The sequence below is a fragment of the Variovorax sp. W1I1 genome (genome assembly GCF_030815625.1).
Lineage (GTDB): Bacteria > Pseudomonadota > Gammaproteobacteria > Burkholderiales > Burkholderiaceae_C > Variovorax > Variovorax paradoxus_C.
Genome location: NZ_JAUSWZ010000001.1, coordinates 5924889 through 5942102, shown reverse-complemented (window position 1 = coordinate 5942102; position 17214 = coordinate 5924889). Strand labels below are relative to the sequence as shown.

The following is a 17214-nucleotide window of genomic DNA, read 5'->3' as shown; positions in this document are numbered from 1 at the left end:
TCGGCGGCGGGGAATCTCGCGAGGGTGACTTCCGTCAGACACACAAAGTGTATACAGTAGCGAATACAAAACGGAGACCAACTTCATGAGCACGGATCGCATCCCCCGCCACGCCACCAAGATCGTTGCCACGCTCGGCCCGGCGTCCAGCACCCCCGAACTGCTGGAAAAGATGATCCAGGCCAAGGTCAGCGTGGTGCGCCTCAACTTCAGCCACGGCACCGCGCAGGACCACATCGACCGCGCCACCATGGTTCGCGAAGCTGCCCGGAAGGCAGGCCGCGAAGTAGCCATCATGGCCGACCTGCAGGGTCCCAAGATCCGCGTCGGCCGGTTCGCGCAGGGCAAGGTGATGCTCGAGGCGGGTGCCAAGTTCGTGCTCGACGCCTCGCGCACCGAGCTGGGCGACATCGACGCCGTGGGCCTCGACTACAAGGACCTGCCGCGCGATGTGAAGCCGGGCGACAAGCTGCTGCTGAACGACGGCCTCATCGTGCTGACGGTCGAAGGCGTCAAGGGCGAAGCGGTGCACACCATCGTCAAGCTGGGCGGCGAGCTCTCGAACAACAAGGGCATCAACAAGCAGGGCGGCGGCCTCACCGCCCCTGCGCTGACCGCCAAGGACATGGAAGACATCAAGACTGCGATGAGCTTCCAGGCCGACTACGTGGCCGTGAGCTTTCCGAAGAACGCCACCGACATGGAAATGGCCCGCCAGCTGTGCAACGTGGCGGCCGCCGAGTACGGTCACAAGCCCGGCATGATCGCCAAGATCGAGCGCGCCGAAGCCATTCCGAAGCTCGAAGAGATCCTGCGCGCCAGCGACGGCATCATGGTCGCCCGCGGCGACCTGGCCGTTGAAGTCGGCAATGCCGCCGTGCCCGCGCTGCAGAAAAAGATGATCCGCATGGCGCGCGACATGGACAAGGTGGTGATCACCGCGACCCAGATGATGGAATCGATGATCACCAACCCCGTGCCCACCCGCGCCGAAGTGAGCGACGTGGCGAACGCCGTGCTCGACGGCACCGACGCCGTGATGCTCTCCGCCGAAACCGCCTCGGGCCGCTACCCGCTGGAAACCGTGCAGGAGATGAGCCGCATCTGCGAAGCCGCCGAGGCCGCCGAAGACAAGACGCTCGACGCCGATTTCAGCGGCAAGGCCTACAGCCGCATCGACCAGTCGATTGCCATGGGCGCCCTCTTCACTGCGCATCACCTGGGCGCAAAGGCCATCGTGGCGCTGACCGAGTCGGGCTCCACCATCCTGTGGATGAGCCGCCACCGCGCGCACATCCCGATGTACGCGTTGACCTCGCGCCTCGCCACGCAGCGCAAGCTCGCGCTGTACCGCAACGTGCGCCCGCTCCTGATGGATTCGGAAAGCGACCGCGACACCGCGCTGCAGCAGGCCGAGAACCATCTGAAGAAGCGCGGCATCGTGCAGAGCGGCGACGTGTACGCGATCACCTGCGGCGAGCCGATGGGCGCCCCGGGCGGCACCAACATGCTGAAGATTTGCCGCGCGAGCTGAGCACGCGCTCAGCAAGGCAAAAGGCCGGCGAATGCCGGCCTTTTTCGTTGCGTGATTCAGCCCGTCGGCCCGTTCAGCCGTTGCGGAACAGGAAGCTGTAGGCGTTCAGTGCCGGCACGCCGCCCAGATGGGCGTACAGCACCCTCGATCCAGCCGGAAACTCCCCGAGCCGCACCTTCTCGATCATCCCGTGCATCGACTTGCCCTCGTACACGGGGTCGGTCAGCATGCCTTCGAAGCGCGCGCAGAGGCGAATCGCCTCCAGCGTGCCTTCGTTCGGCAGGCCGTATTCCGGGCCGCCGAAGCGGCGGTCGAGCACCACGTCCTTCTCGGTGATATCGCGGCCCAACTCGACCAGTTCGGCGGTGTTCTTCGCGATACGCAGGATCTGCTCGAAGGTCTGCTGCGGCTTGGCCGAGGCGTCGATGCCGATCACGCGGTCGGCGCGGCCGTCGGCTGCGAAGCCGACCACCATGCCGGCCTGCGTGCTGCCGGTCACGGCGCAGACCACGACATAGTCGAACTTGAAGCCCAGCTCGGCTTCCTGCTGGCGCACTTCTTCGGCGAAGGCCACGAAGCCCAGGCCGCCCCTCGGATGCTCGGAGCAACCCGCCGGAATCGGAAAAGGCTTGCCGCCGGCCTGGCGCACGCTTTCCATCGCGTCTTCCCAGCTCTTGCGGATGCCGATGTCGAAGCCCGCGGCGTCGAGGCGCACGTCGGCGCCCATGATGCGGGACATCTCGATGTTGCCGACCCGGTCGTACACCGCGTCGGAGTAGTTGACCCAGTTCTCCTGCACCAGCACGCACTTGAGGCCCAGGTGCGCAGCCACGGCGGCGACCTGACGAGTCTGGTTCGACTGGATGCCGCCGATGGACACCAGCGTGTCGTAGCCGCCTTCGAGCGCCTCGGGGATCAGGTATTCGAGCTTGCGGGTCTTGTTGCCGCCGAAGGCAAGGCCGCTGTTGCAGTCCTCGCGCTTGGCGTAGAGCTCGACCTTGCCGCCCAGGTGGGCGCTCAGGCGCTTGAGCGGATGGATCGGCGTGGGGCCGAAGGTCAGGGCATGGCGGGGAAATTTCTTCAGGTTCATCGACGCGGCTCCGAGGGGTTGAAGCCATTGATCGTAGGAAGAAGCGCTCGCAACGTGCTTGCGAATTTCTGAATGATTTCGGGAAAAAAGAAGGCAATATTCGACAATAGAAGTTTTTCAGTTCAAGGATGGCTGCATGAGCACAATAAAGTTGCGTCCCCCGTTGGAACTCGATCGCACCGATCGCGCCATCCTGCGCGCGTTGCAGCGCGATGCCTCGGTATCGAACGTGGCCCTGGCCGCCAAGGTCAATCTGAGTGCCCCCGCATGCCTGCGCCGCGTCGAGCGCCTGAAGGAGGCCGGGTTCATCAAGGGCATCGTCGCGCTGCTCGATCCGGACGCGCTGGAGGTCGGCATGCTGGTGATGATCGGCGTGGTGCTCGACCGCTCCACGCCCGATTCCTTCGCCGATTTCGAGAAGGCCGCGCAGAAGGTCTCGGGCTGCCTCGAATGCCACGTGGTCTCGGGCGAGTTCGACTACTTCATGCTCGTGCGCACCCGCGACAACGACAGCTTCAACCGCCTGCACGCGGAGCAATTGCTGTACTTGCCGGGCGTGCGGCAGATCCGCACCTTCATGGTCCTGAAGCAGGTGCTGTCGACGACGCAGCTTCCGATCTGACGAAACCGCGGCGCGCCCGCGTGCGTACTGGTGCGATGAGCTTTCCCACCTTCGCGTCCCTGCGCCGGCGCCGCAGCGCCATCACCACCGCCTTTACCGTGACCGCAGCCGCCGTGCTGTCGGCCTGCTCGCCAATCAAGGTGCTCAACGGGCTGGTGCCGGAAGACACCTACCAGTTCCAGGGCGGCATCGCCTATGGCGCAGCCCCCCGGCAGCAACTCGACGTGTACCAGCCGCTGCCCGTCACGCCGCCGGCACGGGGCGCGCGGCCGCTGGTGGTGTTCTTCTTCGGCGGCACCTGGACCAGCGGCGACCGCGCGAGCTACAAGTTCGTCGGCGAGGCGCTGGCCGCCCGGGGCGCAGTGGTTGTGATCCCCGACTACGGGCTCTCTCCCGCCTTCACCTACCCCGTCTTCGTACGCGACAGCGCGCTGGCCGTGAAATGGGCGCTCGACAACGCCGCGCAGCTCGGCGCCGACCCGAAGCAGGTCTACGTGATGGGCCACAGCTCGGGCGGCTACAACGCCGCGATGGTGGCGCTGGACGATCGCTGGCTCGGCGAACTCGGCGCCAGCCCCCGGCAGCTCGCGGGCTGGATCGGCCTGGCCGGCCCCTACGACTTCCTGCCCATCGGCGATCCGCAGGCGCGGGCCGCCTTCAACTGGCCGAACACGCCGCGCGACTCCCAGCCGCTCGCGCACGCCAGCGCGGCATCGCCTCGCGCGCTGCTCATGGCGGCATCGAAGGACAACCTCGTCTACCCCGACCGCAACACCGGCCAGATGGCCGCGGCCCTCCGCGCCGCCGGGGTTCCGGTGCAGGTGCGGCTGTTCGACAACCTGAGCCACGTCACGCTGATCGGCGCCTTCGGCAAGCCGGTGCAGTGGCTGGGCGGTCCGGTGCTACCGCCGGTCATGGACTTCCTCGGGTTGGCGTCAGTCCTGTCCCACAAGGGGGCTCGGTAGAATTACGGCAGTTTTTCTCGTCTTTCAGCCTTCTTTTTCCCCTAATTCCCGCGAGGTATTTCCCATGGCACTCGTCTCGATGCGCGAACTGCTGGACCACGCCGCAGCCAATGGCTACGGCATCCCGGCCTTCAACGTCAACAATCTCGAACAGGTCCAGGCCGTGATGGAGGCCGCCAAGGAAACCGGCGCCCCCGTCATCCTGCAAGCCAGTGCAGGCGCCCGCAAATACGCCGGCGAAGCCTTCATCAAGCACCTGATCCAGGCCGCGATCGAGCAGTACCCGAACATCCCGCTGGTCATGCACCAGGACCACGGCCAGAACCCCGACGTCTGCAAGGGCGCCATCGACCTGGGCTTCAGCTCGGTGATGATGGATGGCTCGCTCGAAGCCGACGGCAAGACCATCGCCAGCTACGACTACAACGTGGACGTCACCAAGAAGGTGTCGGACATGGCCCACCGCCTGGGCGTGACCGTCGAAGGCGAGCTCGGCTGCCTCGGCTCGCTCGAAACCATGAAGGGCGACAAGGAAGACGGCCACGGCACCGACGACACCATGACGCGCGAGCAACTGCTCACCGACCCCGAGCAGGCCGCCGACTTCGTCAAGCGCACCCAGATCGACGCGCTGGCCATCGCCATCGGCACCAGCCACGGCGCCTACAAGTTCACCCGCGAGCCCACCGGCGACATCCTGGCGATCGACCGCATCAAGGAAATCCACCGCCGCATTCCCAACACCCACCTGGTGATGCACGGCTCGTCGAGCGTGCCGCAGGAACTGCTGGCGATCATTCGCCAGTACGGCGGCAACATGAAGGAAACCTACGGCGTGCCCGTCAAGGAAATCCAGGAAGCTATCAAGCACGGCGTGCGCAAGATCAACATCGACACCGACATCCGCCTGGCCATGACCGGTGCGGTGCGCAAGTTCCTGGCCGAAAACCCCGAGAAGTTCGACGCCCGCGAATGGCTCAAGCCCGCGCGCGAAGCCGCCAAGCTGATCTGCAAGCAGCGCTACATCGAGTTCGGCTGCGAAGGCCAGGGCGCCAAGATCAAGGGCGACACGCTGCAGGTGGTCGCCGCCAGGTACGCCAAGGGCGAACTGGCCCAGGAAGTCGTCTAAAAACTTCCCCGCGATTCGAAGGCCACCGTTCGCGGTGGCTTTTTTCTGCGCGCACAATCCGCTTTCCCGTCACCCGTTTCCCCACAGCATCTCCCCCTCTTTGCGCCCATGACCACCGTCCACACCTCCTCCATCCAGAGCCTGCCCCTGCTTGCGCGCGGCAAGGTGCGCGACAACTACGCCGTCGGCGAGGACCGCATCCTGATGGTTGCGAGCGACCGGCTGAGCGCCTTCGACGTGATCATGGGCGAGCCGATTCCCGGCAAGGGCGAGATCCTCACGCAGATGGCGCTGTGGTGGTTCGAGCGGCTCGGCCAGCTCTGCCCCAACCACCTGACCGGCGATGCGCCCGAGAGCGTGGTCACCGCCGAAGAGGTGCCCCAGGTCACCAAGCGTTCGATGCTGGTCAAGCGCCTGAAGCCGATCCCGGTCGAGGCCGTGGTGCGCGGCTACCTGGCGGGCAGCGGCTGGAAGGAATACCAGGAATCGCGTTCGGTCTGCGGCGTGCCGCTGCCCGAGGGCCTGACCAACGCGAGCAAGCTGCCGCGCCCGATCTTCACGCCCGCCGCCAAGGCCGCGGCCGGCGAGCACGACGAGAACATCAGCTACGACCGCGTGGTCGAGATCGTCGGCCCCAAGCTGGCCCAGCAGATCCGCGAGACCAGCATCGCGATCTACGAAACCGCCGCGCAGATCGCCCTGACCAAGGGAATGATCATTGCCGACACCAAGTTCGAATTCGGCCTGGACGAAGCCGGCACGCTGGTGCTGATGGACGAAGTGCTCACGCCCGACAGCTCGCGCTATTGGCCCGTCGAAGGCTACGAAGCCGCGCTGGCCGCCGGCACCAATCCGCCGAGCTACGACAAGCAGTTCGTGCGCGACTGGCTCGAGGCCACGAAGATCAACGGCAAGCCCTGGGACAAGACGCCGCCGGCGCCGCGCCTGCCGGCTGAGGTAATCGAGAAGACTGCGGCCAAGTATCGTGAGGCGCTGGAGCGTCTCACCGGCTGATTTGTAGAGCCCCCCCGGCTTTTCACTTCGCTTCGCTGCGTGTAATTCGCCACCCCCCCGAGAGGGAGGCGCGGCTCGCCTTGGGGCGGCCCGGCGGCGGCCGCCGTCAGCGGCTCCCTGAACTCAACGTCGCGACGGTCCGCCCGCCGGCGTCGAGCAGCGCGAGACGCCCCGGCGCAAGGCTGTAGCTCGTCGTGCTCTGCAGGGCCGAGAGGAACTGCGCCTCGTTGGCCCCGCGCACCGGGTCGGCGCAGGCCATGCGCGTGGAAGCCAACTGCCCGATCTTCAGCGTGATGCCGCTGCGGGTGAACGTACCCGACACGCGGTTGCATCCGCCCGATCCGCTCACGCGCCCGCTGCTGCGGTCGAACTGGATCTGCGCATCGCCGCCCGGCGCGATGGGCTCGTCGCCCAGCTGCGCGAGGCGCCACACCGGGCCTTCGATGGGTTCGTCCAGGCTGATGCCGCTCCCGCAGCCGGTCAAGGTGGTCAGCAGCGCGGCCGTGGCAAGCACGGGGAGCGCGATGTGGCGGGCGAAGGAACGCATGGCCAGTCTTTCCTTTTGAGAATCTGCAACAAGATGAAATCGGGCGCCATCGTATGCGACGTGGCTCAGCTCGCCAATGACGCCAGCGCCACGCCGCCCGCCAGCCGGGCCTCCACGCAGCGCCGCACGCTGGCTGGCGTGCCGTCCTGGGCGAGCAGTGCGGGCCATTCGGCCTGCGCCTGGCGCACCGTGTCGCGGGCAATCGCCATGAGCCGCGCCGGACGCAGCAGGCCCGCCGAGCGCAGCAGGGCGTCGAGCGCCGGCCAGTCGAAGGCGCGCAGCTTGGCGTCGATCGCGCGGTTCACGCCGTAGTCGCCGGCGGGCACATCCTCGAAGAAGGCGGCCACGCACACCGGGTCGTAGAGCGGCGCGAGCACCGGCGCCACGCCGTCGGGGTAGCGCAGCGCCCAGTTCTTCAGGTGGGCGTCGCTGTTGCCCAGCAGGATGAACGCGACGATTCGGCGCACGCACTCGCGCACGTCCGCCACCGGGTTGGGCGAGAGGCGGTCGAGCACGCGCAGCATCGCGGGCCAGTCGACCGCGAGGCCCCGGCCGTATTTCTGCCGGGGCTCGTACTGCAGCACCTGCGCGAACTCTTCCATGTGGATGCGCCCACCTTCCGGCGTGCGGTCGAAGCGGCGCACCGCGAGGATCTGCTCGAAGCGCACCTGCTCGGGGAGGTCGGCGTCGGCGCGGCCGATCACGCTGGCTTCGGCGCAATCGAGGCCGAGCGCGCCGCAGAGGCGATAGCCGGTGAACTCGTTGTCGACCAGGTCCGGATGCCGCGTGCTCGGCAGCTTGAGGATGAAGGAGCCCGCGGCCCCATGGCGCCGCACCACGTAGCGGCGCCCATCCTGCACCGCTGAAAATTTGGTCACCACGCCTGGGATGGCGGCGGCGTCTTCCACCGGCATCTCGACGAAGCCGGGCTCCAGCACGTCCAGCCCGAGCGCGGTGTGCCAGTGGCGCACGGTGTCGGGAATGCCTTCGGCCGTGGGCACAGGCTCGACCTCGAGCGCGCCCATCAGATCGTGGCCGGCGGCGGCGAGCAGTTCGAACTCGTCGTCGGCCGCGCAGCCGCGCTGCTGCGCGAGGCGCTCGCGGTTGTGGCCTTCGGGCAGCAGGTTCTGGAAGTAGCTCGGCCAGTGGCCGTCGCTGCGCGAGACGCGGGTGTCGCGCGCCGAGGCCAGGATCGCGCGGGTCGCGGCTTCGTCGGCGCCGCGGTAGGCGAGCGAAAGCGTCGGGCGGCCGGGGTCGGCGATGTACGCCTCGTCGAACGACACGCGAAGGATGTCGCCGTATTGCGAAAGATAGCCGATGGCGCGCCGCCTGCCGTCTGGCGCATGCAGATGCATCCGCAGGTAGCGGATGCCGGTGTTGAACGCGGCGCGGGTGCTCACCGGCTCTCGTCAGCCAGGCTCTGCGCAATGGACGGCGGTGCGCCCACGCCCGCCGGCTGGCCGAGCAGGCGGCCGCCCGAGCGCACGAAGTCCTCGAGCTGCGGGCGCAGGGTGGCGGGTACGGGCATCAGCTCGAGCCCCAGCACGCGCGCCATTTCGAGCAGCGTCGACAGCCGCGGATCGATCTGGCCGCTTTCGATGCGCTGCACCGTCATGCGCGAAAGGCCGGCCTGGGTGGCCAGTGCTTCCTGGCTCAGGCCGCCGGCCTTGCGGGCTTTTTCGAGTTCTTCGGTGAGTTGGAGCATTGGCGTACGCTTTTTCTTCAAATTGAGTAGCAATACTATCTATTTAGGGATAAGCAAGCAATAAAAAAGCGACCCTTGGGTCGCTTTTTCAATTCAATGCGCATCAAGCTGCGCATTTTAAGTTTTCAGCTCAGTACCACGCTGCTGAGCCGACGGCGGTAGGTGGCCACGACCGGATCGTCCGGCGGAATCTGCCCGTCGGCCACCTTCACCTTCGGCGGCTCGATCACATCGAGGATCGCGATGTAGGTCTTGCGGGCGAGGTCTTCGCTCCAGGTCTTGTCGCGCATCAGGATGTCGAGCAGTTCGTCCATCGCGTCGGTCCAGCGCTGTTCGGCCATCAGGAGGCGGGCGCGGCCGAAGCGGGCGTCGAAGTCGCGCTTGTTGGCGGCGATCTTCGCGTCGAACTCGGCGATCGCGGGTGCGGCTCCGGTGACGGGCGCCGCGAAGTCGATGGCGTCCATCCAGCGCTGCAGCGAGTCGAAGCGGCGCACGAGCGCGGTCTTGGCGATCACCGGTGCAAAAGCGACCTTGGCATCGTCGACGCGGCCTTCCTGCAGCAGGAGCTTGATGTAGTCGAAGCGGGCGTCGTCGTTGGCGGGATCGGTGGCCACCGCGTGCTGCAGCTTCTCGAGCGCGCCCTCCGTGTCGCCCTCGGCCAGCGCTTCCTGCGCGGCGGCTTCTTCCGACGCGGCTTCGGCCTCGTCGGCACCGGGCACGTGCTTGTCGAGGAACTCGCGTATCTTCTCGGCCGGAATGGCGCCGACGAAGCCGTCGACCGGCTGGCCGTCCTTGAACATCACGCAGAACGGGATGCTGCGCACGCCGAACATCTCGGACAGTTGCGACGAAATCTGCGGCACCTTGTCGGCATCGAGCTTGGCCAGCGTGAAGCGGCCGGCGTACTCGACCTCAAGCTTTTCGAGGACCGGTCCGAGCTGCTTGCAGGGGCCGCACCATTCGGCCCAGATGTCCAGCAGCACCGGCGTGGCGACGGAGCCTTCGATCAGCTCGGCCTGGAAATTTTCGAGAGTGATGTCGATCATCGGAACCAACTGGGGGTGAAACGTAAAATTGAAACCATGAACGAAACCATTCAGGTCGGTGTAGTGATGGGCTCGAGCTCCGATTGGGAGACGATGCGCAACGCGGTCGAGATTCTCCAGCAATTCGGAATCGGGCACGAAGCAAAGGTGGTCTCGGCCCACCGGATGCCCGATGCGCTGTTCGCGTACGCCGAAAGCGCCGCCGGGCGCGGGCTCACCGCGATCATCGCGGGCGCGGGCGGCGCGGCCCATCTACCGGGCATGCTGGCCTCGAAAACCACGGTGCCGGTGCTCGGCGTGCCGGTGGCCAGCCGCCACCTGCGGGGCGTCGATTCCCTCTACAGCATCGTGCAGATGCCCAAGGGCGTGCCGGTGGCCACTTTCGCGATCGGCAATGCCGGCGCGGCCAACGCGGCGCTGTTCGCTGTGGCGATGCTGGCGGTGAACAACCCGGCGCTCCGCGCGAAGCTCGACGCCTTCCGCACGGCCCAGACCGCCGCCGCCGAAGCCATGACGCTGCCGCCGGCCCCTGCCGGCGAAGCGCCCGCCGTTTCTCCTTTCTCGCCGCAAGGCGGAGGTGCCCTGTGACCCAGAACGGCGACCTGCCCATCCTCCCGGGCGCCACGCTCGGCGTGCTCGGGGGCGGCCAGCTGGGCCGCATGTTCGCGCACGCGGCCCAGCGCATGGGCTACTTCACGGCGGTGCTCGACCCCGATGCCGACAGCCCCGCCGGCCGGGTGAGCCACCACCACATCCACAGCGACTACGCCGATGTCGACGGCCTCGCCCGCCTCGCCGGCCTCGCCGACGCGGTGACGACCGAGTTCGAGAACGTGCCAGCGCCCTCGCTGGAACATCTGGCGGTCGCCCGACCGGTATCACCCGCCGCCTCGGCCATCGCCATCGCGCAGGACCGCATCGCCGAGAAGGCCCACTTCACCCGCTGCGGCGTGCCCTGCGCACCGTACGCGGTCATCGAGACGGCCGCGCAGCTCGCCGCCATCGAAGACCACCTCTTGCCCGGCATCCTGAAAACCGCGCGCCTCGGCTACGACGGCAAGGGCCAGCAGCGCGTGAAGACCCGCGCCGAGCTGGTCGAGGCCTGGCAGGCCTCGGGCTGCGTGCCCTGCGTGCTCGAGAAGCTGCTGCCGCTCGAATTCGAATGCTCGGTGATCCTCGCGCGCGGCCGCGACGGGCAGATCGTGCATTTCCCGGCCCAGCGCAACCTGCACCGCGACGGCATCCTGGCCGTCACCGAGGTGCATGCGCTGAACATGCCCAAGACGGTGGCGCAGGGCGCGGTCAATTCCGCGAAAAGCATCGCCAACGGCCTGGGCTACGTGGGCGTGCTGTGCGTCGAGTTCTTCGCACTGGCCGACGGTTCGCTGGTGGTCAACGAAATGGCCCCGCGTCCGCACAACAGCGGCCACTACACGATGGAAGCCTGCGACGTGTCGCAGTTCGAACTGCAGGTGCGCACCCTCGCCGGCCTGCCGCTCGCGCCGCCGCGTCAGCACAGCCCCGCGATCATGCTGAACCTGCTGGGCGACCTGTGGTTCACCTCGGGTGAAGAGAAACCCGTCTCGCCGCGCTGGAGCGACGTGCTCGCGCTGCCCGGCGTGCACCTGCACCTCTACGGAAAGATCGAGCCGCGGCACGGCCGCAAGATGGGCCACCTGACCCTCACCGGCGCCACGCTGGAGAGCGTGCGCGCCAACGCCTCGCAGGCTGCCCAACTGCTGGGACTGCCGCCGGTGGAAGTGACCGGCCTCGCATGATCCTCGACGGCCAATCCCCTGAAGCCATCGCCGAGGCGGTGCGCATGTTGCGCGCGGGCGGGTTGGTCGCCTTCCCGACCGAGACCGTCTACGGCCTGGGTGCCGACGCGAGCAGCGACATGGCCGTGGCCGGGATCTTCAAGGCCAAGGGGCGGCCCGCCGACCATCCGTTGATCGTTCACGTTGCGGCCGGCATGAAGGGCACCGAGGCGCTCTCGCGCTTCGCCCAGCCGCTGCCGCTCTTCGCGCAGAAGCTGGTGCAGGCCTTCTGGCCCGGTCCGCTCACGCTGATCGTCACGCGCCAGCCCGGCGTGGGCGCCGCTGCGGCGGGCGGGCAGGACACCATCGGCCTCCGTTGCCCCTCGCACCCCGTGGCCCAGGCGCTGCTCGAAGCTTGCGCCGAGCAGGGCGTGCCGGGCGTCGCCGGACCGAGCGCCAACCGCTTCGGCCGCGTGAGCCCGACCACGGCCCAGCATGTGTACGAGGAGTTCGGCGAGGCGGTGCCGGTGGTCGACGGCGGCGCCTGCGAGGTCGGTATCGAATCGACCATCGTCGACTGCAGCCGCGGCGCGCCCGTGCTGCTGCGCCCGGGCCTCATCACGCGGGCCCAGATCGAAGCGGCCTGCGGCGAAAAGCTCAGCGACCGCGACGTGCTCGAAACCCCGGACCCACGCGCCTCGGGCACGCTCGAGGCGCACTACGCGCCGAATGCCAAGGTGCGGTTGATGGATGCGAAGGCGCTGCAGACCGGGCTCGATGTGCTCGGCGCCAATGCCGCGCACATCGCCGTCTGGTCGCGCACCAGCCTGCGCTGCCGTTCGCAGCGCGTGCTGCAGCGGCGCATGCCCGACGACGCGGCGGCCAGCGCGCATCAGCTCTTCGCGGTGCTGCGCGAGTTCGACGCGCAGGGCGTCAAGCTGATCTGGGTCGAGACGCCGCCCGACACACCCGAATGGGAAGGTGTGCGCGACCGGCTCCAGCGAGCCTCGGCCGCCTGACCCAGAACACCGAGGAACCGGCTTGGCCGGGCCTCCGGTGTTGCCCCGGCAGGGGAAGGCGCGCGCGACACGAAGTGCGCGCAGCCTTGGGGGCAGGCGAGCCTTAGCCCCCCGCGGCCAGCACGCCCTGGAAGAACCCACGCGCTGCCGCCAGGCAGAACGGCGGCGCCAGCGTGCCGTGTGTACGCGGCCGTGACCGCGCGTGCCTTGTCGGCGTTGCTGCCCGGCGTGTTCTGCGCGAGCGTGCCCTTGGCCTGCGCGAAGCCGGCACGGGCGGCCGAGTAGGCGTCGGTCGCGCCCGAATCCTCCAGGTCCACCACCGCCAACGCCGAAGCCGGCATGCCCTTCGCGCGGAAGTAGCCCGCGGTGGCGCGGGTGCTGACGAAGTTCACCGTCGGGTCGTTGGCGCCGCCGCACATCAGCACCGGCCGGGTCGGCACCCAGTTGCGCAGGTCGTTGGCCAGCGCCGCCTTGCGAAAGCCCGTCGAGGGGCTGCAATTGAGCGGCGACGTCGAGCTCAGCGATGCCGCCGTCGCGGGCAGCGCGTTGCCGGGGCAGGGGTTGGACTGGACATCGCCGGCCGCCTGCGTGAGGTAGCTCTGGCGCACCAGGTTGTTGGCGCCGTAGAAGATCGACAGGTCGGGGCTCACCGGCCCCGGCGTCGCGTTGGCCGGAAACAGCGCGAGCTGCGGCAGCTTGCCGCCGGAGAACAGCGTGTCGGGCGTCGCGCTCGGCAGCAGGGTGTCGATGCCGGTGGCGTATTGCGCTTCGTACACGTCGCCGGTGGCGTTGTAGACGTTGCCGAACTGCTGCTGCCAACTGGTCGAGAGCAGCGGCACGAAGAGCGTCGCGCCCAGCGCCGGCCAGCCCTGGAAGGTGTAGTCGGTCAGGAGGCTGATGGCCGAGGGCGCCGACAGCGGCGCCGAGGCCGTCACCGTCCTGCCCGTGGCCTGCATCTCGCGGTGCGCGGCCATCGCGACGTAGCCGCCCTGCGAGTAGCCGGTGATGAAGAGCGAGCCCGCGTCGTTCGCATCGATGCCCGAGAAGGTCTTGCGCGCGGCGGTGAGCGCATCGACCATGTCCTTGCCCTGTTGGTCGCCGTTCAGGTACGGGTGGTAGGCCAGGGTCGACTTGTCGTAGCCCGCGTAGTTGGGCGCCACCACGATGTAGCCCTGGGCTGCGAGCATGGCGGCGACCACCACGCCCTCCCCGGCGGCGGCCTGGTTGATGTCGGTCCACTTGGCGAGGTTGTAGTCGCGCGCGGCGTTCGTGCCGTGGGCGTAGAGCACCACCGGCCGCGCGCCATTGCAGGCCACGTCGGTGCCCGAGGGCACCATGATCGCGGCCGTGGCGGTGGTGGCTTCGCCCTTGCCGCCGACGGTGCGGTATTCGAGGTAGCGCGTGTCGATGCCGCACTTGGGCGTACCCGCGACCTGCAGCAGCGCGCGGCCCTTGTCGTCGGCGCCCAGCAGCGTCTTGAACTGGTCGACCGACAGCCGCGTGACCTGCGCGGGCGGATTGGTGACGACCGAGCCGCGCCCGGTGTCGGTGACGGGCGGCGGGAAGCCGACGCCGATGCCGCCTCCATCTCCGCCGCCCCCGCAGGCTGCTAGCAGCAGCGTGACGCCGGCAAGGGCCACCGTCCTGTGCAGCGGGGTGGTGGGTCGTTGTGGTTGCGGCTTGTTCAAGGCGTGTCTCCTGCTGTGGCGCTGTATCGCTGAGTGTTGAACCGAACGAGCGTCCGATTCTGGGCAGCGCCATGGCCGCGCGCAAGCGGCCTACACCTACAGAAGTTTTCAGTACAAGGCTGGCCGAAGCCGCGGCGAGGCAGCCGTTTGTCGTCGGTCAGTTGTCCTGCGCAGCCCAGTCGACCAGCGCGTCGAACGCGGTGCGCGTGGCGCCCGCGTTCTCGCCGTTCGCGATGGCCACCAGCACATAGCGCCGGCCACTCGCGCCGTGCACGTAGCCGGCCACGCCCGAGGCATCGCGCAGCGTGCCGGTCTTCAGGTGCGCGGCACCGCCCGAGCGCAGCGCCCGCTTCTTCAGCGTGCCATCGACGCCCGAGGCGGGCAGCGAGGACATCAGCTCCGGCATCACCGGCGAGCGCCACGCCACCTGCAGCATCTTGCCCAGCGCCGCGGCGCTGATGCGCTCGTCGCGCGACAGGCCCGAGCCGTTCTCGAACACCGGCTGCGCCTCGCCGGTGCCGATGCGGTCGCGCCACCACTGGCCCAGCGCGCTGCGCGAGGCCTCGAAGGTGCCGCGGCTCTTCTGCGTGAGGCCGATGGTCAGAAACACCTGCTGCGCCATCACGTTGTTGCTGTACTTGTTGATGTCTCGGATCACCTCGGCGAGTGGCGGCGAGCCGAACTCGAAGGCCGGCTTCAAGCTCGCAGGCACGCGGCCTTCGCGCATCTGGCCGCCGACGCGCCCGCCCATCTCGGCCCACATGCCGCCGATCGCGCGGAGGCTGTAGGTGCGCGGATCGCCGTACGCCACGGCCCAGCTCTTCTCGCCGCAGGCGGCCGGGAAGCCGCCGTTGAAGCGGATGCGGTTGACGTCGCTGAAGTCGGTCTTGAGCGCGGTGCGCCAGTCGCCGCATTCGCCGGGCACGAGCGGCACCGTGGCCGGCATCGCCACGCTCGCGAGCGGCGGCTCGTAGCTCACGCGTGCGATCTGCCCGGCGCGGTCGGGCGCGAAGGTCATGTTGACCGACTTGAAGTTGATCAACAGCGCATCGGGCGACGCGTTGTAGGGCCGCAGCGGCTCGCCGTCGAAGGCGCTCGGATCGTTCTCGGCCGTGTTCTCGAAGGCGCTGCGGTCGATCACGATGTCGCCGCTCACCGTGGTGATGCCCAGGCCCTGCACGTGGCGCAGCATCAGCCACACGCGTTCGAGCACCAGCTTCGGATCGCCCTGGCCCTTGATGTAGAGGTTGCCGTCGAGCACGCCGTTGTTCACCGTGCCCTCGACGTACACCGGCGTGTTCCAGCTGTAGGCGGGGCCGAGCAGGTCGAGCGCCGCGTAGGTGGTGACCAGCTTCATCATCGACGCCGGGTTCACCGGCACCTGCGAGCGCCAGGCCAGGCGCGGCGGGCGGGTGCCGTCGGCATCGACCACCAGCATCGTCACCGTTTCGCGCGACACCTTGGCGCGCGCCAGGGCGGCTTCGACGCCGGTGGGGAGGGCCTGCTGGGCGAAGGCACTGGCCGAAACCAGCGTGGCAAGGAAGACGAAGAGGGACGGGATCAGGCGGGTGGCGAAAGGCATCGGGCGATTATCCCGATCACGTTTGCAGCTACGCCGCGGCAAAGACGTGCAGCTTCGCGTGATACAGCAGCATCACCGTCTTGGCGTCGGCGATGCGGCCGTCCGCCACCATCGCGAGCGCCTCGTCGATGCCCAGTTCGAGCACCTCGATGTCCTCGCCTTCCTCGGCCAGCCCGCCACCGCTGCCGATGCGCATCGCGGGCTCGTAGGGCGCAATGAAGAAGTGCAGCTTCTCGGTCACCGAACCCGGGCTCATGAAGCTCTCGAAGATCTTCTGCACGGTCCCGAGGCGGTAGCCGAGTTCTTCCTCGACCTCGGCGCGGATGCGCTCTTCGGGCGCCGCGTTGTCGAGCAGGCCCGCGGCAGCCTCGATCAGCAGGTCGTCGTGCCCGTTGACGAAGGCCGGATAGCGGAACTGCCGCGTCAGGAGCACCGTGCGCTGCGCGAGGTTGTAGGGCAGCAACGTCGCGCCGTTGCCGCGGTCGTAGGTCTCGCGGTCCATGCGCTGCCATTGGCCGTCGTTGCGCAGCCACTCGAAGCGGGTGGTCCTGAGCGTGTACCAGTTGTCGGAAAGGAGGGTGACTTCGTGCACCCGGACGCGGTCATGAATGGTCATGGGCGGCGAGCATATGCGCAGATTCGTGCAATAACAAGAAATTTCGTGCAGAAATCGTGCAGCCCGGCTACCATCGGCCGATGCTCACCCGCCAGCGCAAGCAACACATCCTCTCGGTCCTGCAGCGCGACGGCAATGTCGTCGCCAAGTCGCTCAGCGAAGAACTCGCGCTCTCCGAAGACACGATTCGGCGCGACCTGCGCGAGCTGGCGGCCGAAGGGCTGTTGCAGCGCGTGCACGGCGGCGCGCTGCCCATTGCGCCGGCCGACACCGATTTCGCCAGCCGCCAGCAGCTCGCGCCCGACGAGAAGGTGGCCATCGGCCGCGCCGCCGCGCGCCTTGTGAAGCCGGGGCAGGTGGTCTTCATCGACGGCGGCACCACCGCCGTGCAGCTCGCGCGCCATCTGCCGAAGAACCTGCAGGCCACGGTGGTGACGCACAGCCCCTCGGTGGCGATCGAGCTGGTGTCGCACACGCAGCTGGAGGTGGTGCTGATCGGCGGGCGGCTCTTCAAGCACTCGCTGGTGGCGGTGGGTGCCGCGGCCATGGGCGCCATCGCGCGGGTTCACGCCGACACGTACTTCATGGGCGTCGTGGGCGTGCACGCCGAGGCCGGGCTGACCACCGGCAACATCGAGGAGGCCGAGATCAAGCGCGCGCTGATGGCGGCGTCCGCCGAGACGGTGGTGCTGGCTTCGTCCGAAAAGCTCGGCGTGGCGTCGGCCTGGGTGATCAACCCCGTCACCGCGGCGACGAGCTTGCTGGTATCGCCGGACGCGCCCGCCAAGGCGTTGGCGCCGCTGCGCAAGGCCGGGCTCGCCATCCTGCGCAGCGACGATCCGGGTGCCGGCTGATACATCCCCGTGCGGACATCGCCTCGGAGCGCCCTCGATAATCGGG

16 protein-coding genes and 1 pseudogene are annotated in these 17214 nt (G+C 68.2%); 9 read left to right on the top strand and 8 right to left on the bottom strand.

The annotated features are described in order from the left end of the window. Positions 1 to 85: 85 nt before the first annotated feature. On the top strand, positions 86 to 1534 hold the full coding sequence (pyk, locus tag QFZ83_RS27645) for a pyruvate kinase (protein WP_013544165.1): 1449 nt from the start codon (positions 86 to 88) through the stop codon (positions 1532 to 1534). A gap of 73 nt (positions 1535 to 1607) precedes the next feature. Here the strand turns inward: pyk and QFZ83_RS27640 are convergent, their stop codons facing one another. Then, entirely contained in the window at positions 1608 to 2624 is a 1017-nt protein-coding gene (locus tag QFZ83_RS27640; RefSeq protein WP_307511567.1) for a 1-aminocyclopropane-1-carboxylate deaminase, read from the bottom strand. A 136-nt stretch (positions 2625 to 2760) separates the two neighbouring features. On the opposite strand from QFZ83_RS27640, the gene QFZ83_RS27635 reads away from it, so the two are divergent. From QFZ83_RS27635 to QFZ83_RS27620, 4 genes are all read left to right on the top strand, one after another. After that, positions 2761 to 3246, top strand: a complete 486-nt coding sequence (locus tag QFZ83_RS27635) for an Lrp/AsnC family transcriptional regulator (RefSeq protein ID WP_307511565.1) — start codon at positions 2761 to 2763, stop codon at positions 3244 to 3246. Between the two features lie 35 nt (positions 3247 to 3281). Beyond that, positions 3282 to 4211 carry an alpha/beta hydrolase gene (locus tag QFZ83_RS27630; RefSeq protein ID WP_307511563.1) on the top strand — a complete coding sequence of 310 codons (930 nt, stop codon included), beginning with the start codon at positions 3282 to 3284 and terminating at the stop codon, positions 4209 to 4211. Between the two features lie 64 nt (positions 4212 to 4275). Beyond that, complete coding sequence (gene fba, locus QFZ83_RS27625) at positions 4276 to 5340, top strand: class II fructose-bisphosphate aldolase (RefSeq protein ID WP_042577434.1); 1065 nt, start codon at positions 4276 to 4278, stop codon at positions 5338 to 5340. A 108-nt stretch (positions 5341 to 5448) separates the two neighbouring features. Next, positions 5449 to 6354 (top strand): phosphoribosylaminoimidazolesuccinocarboxamide synthase, encoded by a 906-nt coding sequence (locus tag QFZ83_RS27620; protein WP_042577435.1) that lies wholly within the window; start codon positions 5449 to 5451, stop codon positions 6352 to 6354. Positions 6355 to 6460: 106 nt separating this feature from the next. Here QFZ83_RS27620 and QFZ83_RS27615 read toward each other — a convergent pair whose 3' ends face one another. From QFZ83_RS27615 to QFZ83_RS27600, 4 genes are all read right to left on the bottom strand, one after another. Beyond that, on the bottom strand, positions 6461 to 6901 hold the full coding sequence (locus QFZ83_RS27615) for an META domain-containing protein (RefSeq protein ID WP_307511559.1): 441 nt from the start codon (positions 6899 to 6901) through the stop codon (positions 6461 to 6463). 65 nt (positions 6902 to 6966) lie between these two features. Further along, positions 6967 to 8256, bottom strand: coding sequence for a type II toxin-antitoxin system HipA family toxin (locus tag QFZ83_RS27610; protein WP_307512826.1), 1290 nt, complete (start codon positions 8254 to 8256; stop codon positions 6967 to 6969). A 41-nt stretch (positions 8257 to 8297) separates the two neighbouring features. Next, positions 8298 to 8606 (bottom strand): helix-turn-helix domain-containing protein, encoded by a 309-nt coding sequence (locus tag QFZ83_RS27605; RefSeq protein ID WP_013544157.1) that lies wholly within the window; start codon positions 8604 to 8606, stop codon positions 8298 to 8300. Positions 8607 to 8731: 125 nt separating this feature from the next. Further along, positions 8732 to 9652 (bottom strand): tetratricopeptide repeat protein, encoded by a 921-nt coding sequence (locus QFZ83_RS27600; protein ID WP_307511557.1) that lies wholly within the window; start codon positions 9650 to 9652, stop codon positions 8732 to 8734. Positions 9653 to 9688: 36 nt separating this feature from the next. Here QFZ83_RS27600 and purE point away from each other — a divergent pair, with 36 nt between their 5' ends. The 3 genes from purE to QFZ83_RS27585 are packed head-to-tail and all read left to right on the top strand — an operon-like array spanning position 9689 to position 12428. Further along, positions 9689 to 10240 carry a 5-(carboxyamino)imidazole ribonucleotide mutase gene (gene purE / locus QFZ83_RS27595; RefSeq protein ID WP_307511554.1) on the top strand — a complete coding sequence of 184 codons (552 nt, stop codon included), beginning with the start codon at positions 9689 to 9691 and terminating at the stop codon, positions 10238 to 10240. Next, positions 10237 to 11430, top strand: coding sequence for a 5-(carboxyamino)imidazole ribonucleotide synthase (locus tag QFZ83_RS27590; protein ID WP_307511552.1), 1194 nt, complete (start codon positions 10237 to 10239; stop codon positions 11428 to 11430). Before purE ends, QFZ83_RS27590 begins: the two co-directional genes overlap by 4 nt. Next, positions 11427 to 12428 (top strand): L-threonylcarbamoyladenylate synthase, encoded by a 1002-nt coding sequence (locus tag QFZ83_RS27585; protein ID WP_307511550.1) that lies wholly within the window; start codon positions 11427 to 11429, stop codon positions 12426 to 12428. Before QFZ83_RS27590 ends, QFZ83_RS27585 begins: the two co-directional genes overlap by 4 nt. Before the next feature lie 103 nt (positions 12429 to 12531). Here QFZ83_RS27585 and QFZ83_RS32805 read toward each other — a convergent pair. The 3 genes and pseudogenes from QFZ83_RS32805 to QFZ83_RS27570 form a co-directional block, all read right to left on the bottom strand. Then, positions 12532 to 14116, bottom strand: a pseudogene (locus tag QFZ83_RS32805) (alpha/beta hydrolase family protein). Between the two features lie 157 nt (positions 14117 to 14273). Further along, entirely contained in the window at positions 14274 to 15698 is a 1425-nt protein-coding gene (gene dacB / locus QFZ83_RS27575; protein ID WP_307511549.1) for a D-alanyl-D-alanine carboxypeptidase/D-alanyl-D-alanine-endopeptidase, read from the bottom strand. Positions 15699 to 15726: 28 nt separating this feature from the next. Next, a complete protein-coding gene (locus tag QFZ83_RS27570) occupies positions 15727 to 16314 on the bottom strand; it encodes a GDP-mannose pyrophosphatase (RefSeq protein ID WP_307511547.1) in 588 nt (195 codons plus the stop codon). An 80-nt stretch (positions 16315 to 16394) separates the two neighbouring features. On the opposite strand from QFZ83_RS27570, the gene QFZ83_RS27565 reads away from it, so the two are divergent. Further along, the gene (locus QFZ83_RS27565; protein WP_307511546.1) at positions 16395 to 17168 is read left to right on the top strand and encodes a DeoR/GlpR family DNA-binding transcription regulator; all 774 of its coding nucleotides are present in this window, start codon (positions 16395 to 16397) and stop codon (positions 17166 to 17168) included. Positions 17169 to 17214: the final 46 nt, after the last annotated feature.

Excerpts from the sequence above, each read along its gene's own strand:
- QFZ83_RS27600 (WP_307511557.1), bottom strand. The coding sequence starts at position 9,652 with ATGATCGACATCACTCTCGAAAATTTCCAGGCCGAGCTGATCGAAGGC.
- QFZ83_RS27605 (WP_013544157.1), bottom strand. The coding sequence starts at position 8,606 with ATGCTCCAACTCACCGAAGAACTCGAAAAAGCCCGCAAGGCCGGCGGC.
- QFZ83_RS27635 (WP_307511565.1), top strand. The coding sequence starts at position 2,761 with ATGAGCACAATAAAGTTGCGTCCCCCGTTGGAACTCGATCGCACCGAT.
- purE (WP_307511554.1), top strand. The coding sequence starts at position 9,689 with ATGAACGAAACCATTCAGGTCGGTGTAGTGATGGGCTCGAGCTCCGAT.
- QFZ83_RS27610 (WP_307512826.1), bottom strand. The coding sequence starts at position 8,256 with ATGCATCTGCATGCGCCAGACGGCAGGCGGCGCGCCATCGGCTATCTT.
- QFZ83_RS27640 (WP_307511567.1), bottom strand. The coding sequence starts at position 2,624 with ATGAACCTGAAGAAATTTCCCCGCCATGCCCTGACCTTCGGCCCCACG.
- dacB (WP_307511549.1), bottom strand. The coding sequence starts at position 15,698 with ATGCCTTTCGCCACCCGCCTGATCCCGTCCCTCTTCGTCTTCCTTGCC.
- QFZ83_RS27630 (WP_307511563.1), top strand. The coding sequence starts at position 3,282 with ATGAGCTTTCCCACCTTCGCGTCCCTGCGCCGGCGCCGCAGCGCCATC.
- QFZ83_RS27620 (WP_042577435.1), top strand. The coding sequence starts at position 5,449 with ATGACCACCGTCCACACCTCCTCCATCCAGAGCCTGCCCCTGCTTGCG.
- fba (WP_042577434.1), top strand. The coding sequence starts at position 4,276 with ATGGCACTCGTCTCGATGCGCGAACTGCTGGACCACGCCGCAGCCAAT.
- QFZ83_RS27615 (WP_307511559.1), bottom strand. The coding sequence starts at position 6,901 with ATGCGTTCCTTCGCCCGCCACATCGCGCTCCCCGTGCTTGCCACGGCC.
- QFZ83_RS27585 (WP_307511550.1), top strand. The coding sequence starts at position 11,427 with ATGATCCTCGACGGCCAATCCCCTGAAGCCATCGCCGAGGCGGTGCGC.
- pyk (WP_013544165.1), top strand. The coding sequence starts at position 86 with ATGAGCACGGATCGCATCCCCCGCCACGCCACCAAGATCGTTGCCACG.
- QFZ83_RS27570 (WP_307511547.1), bottom strand. The coding sequence starts at position 16,314 with ATGACCATTCATGACCGCGTCCGGGTGCACGAAGTCACCCTCCTTTCC.
- QFZ83_RS27565 (WP_307511546.1), top strand. The coding sequence starts at position 16,395 with ATGCTCACCCGCCAGCGCAAGCAACACATCCTCTCGGTCCTGCAGCGC.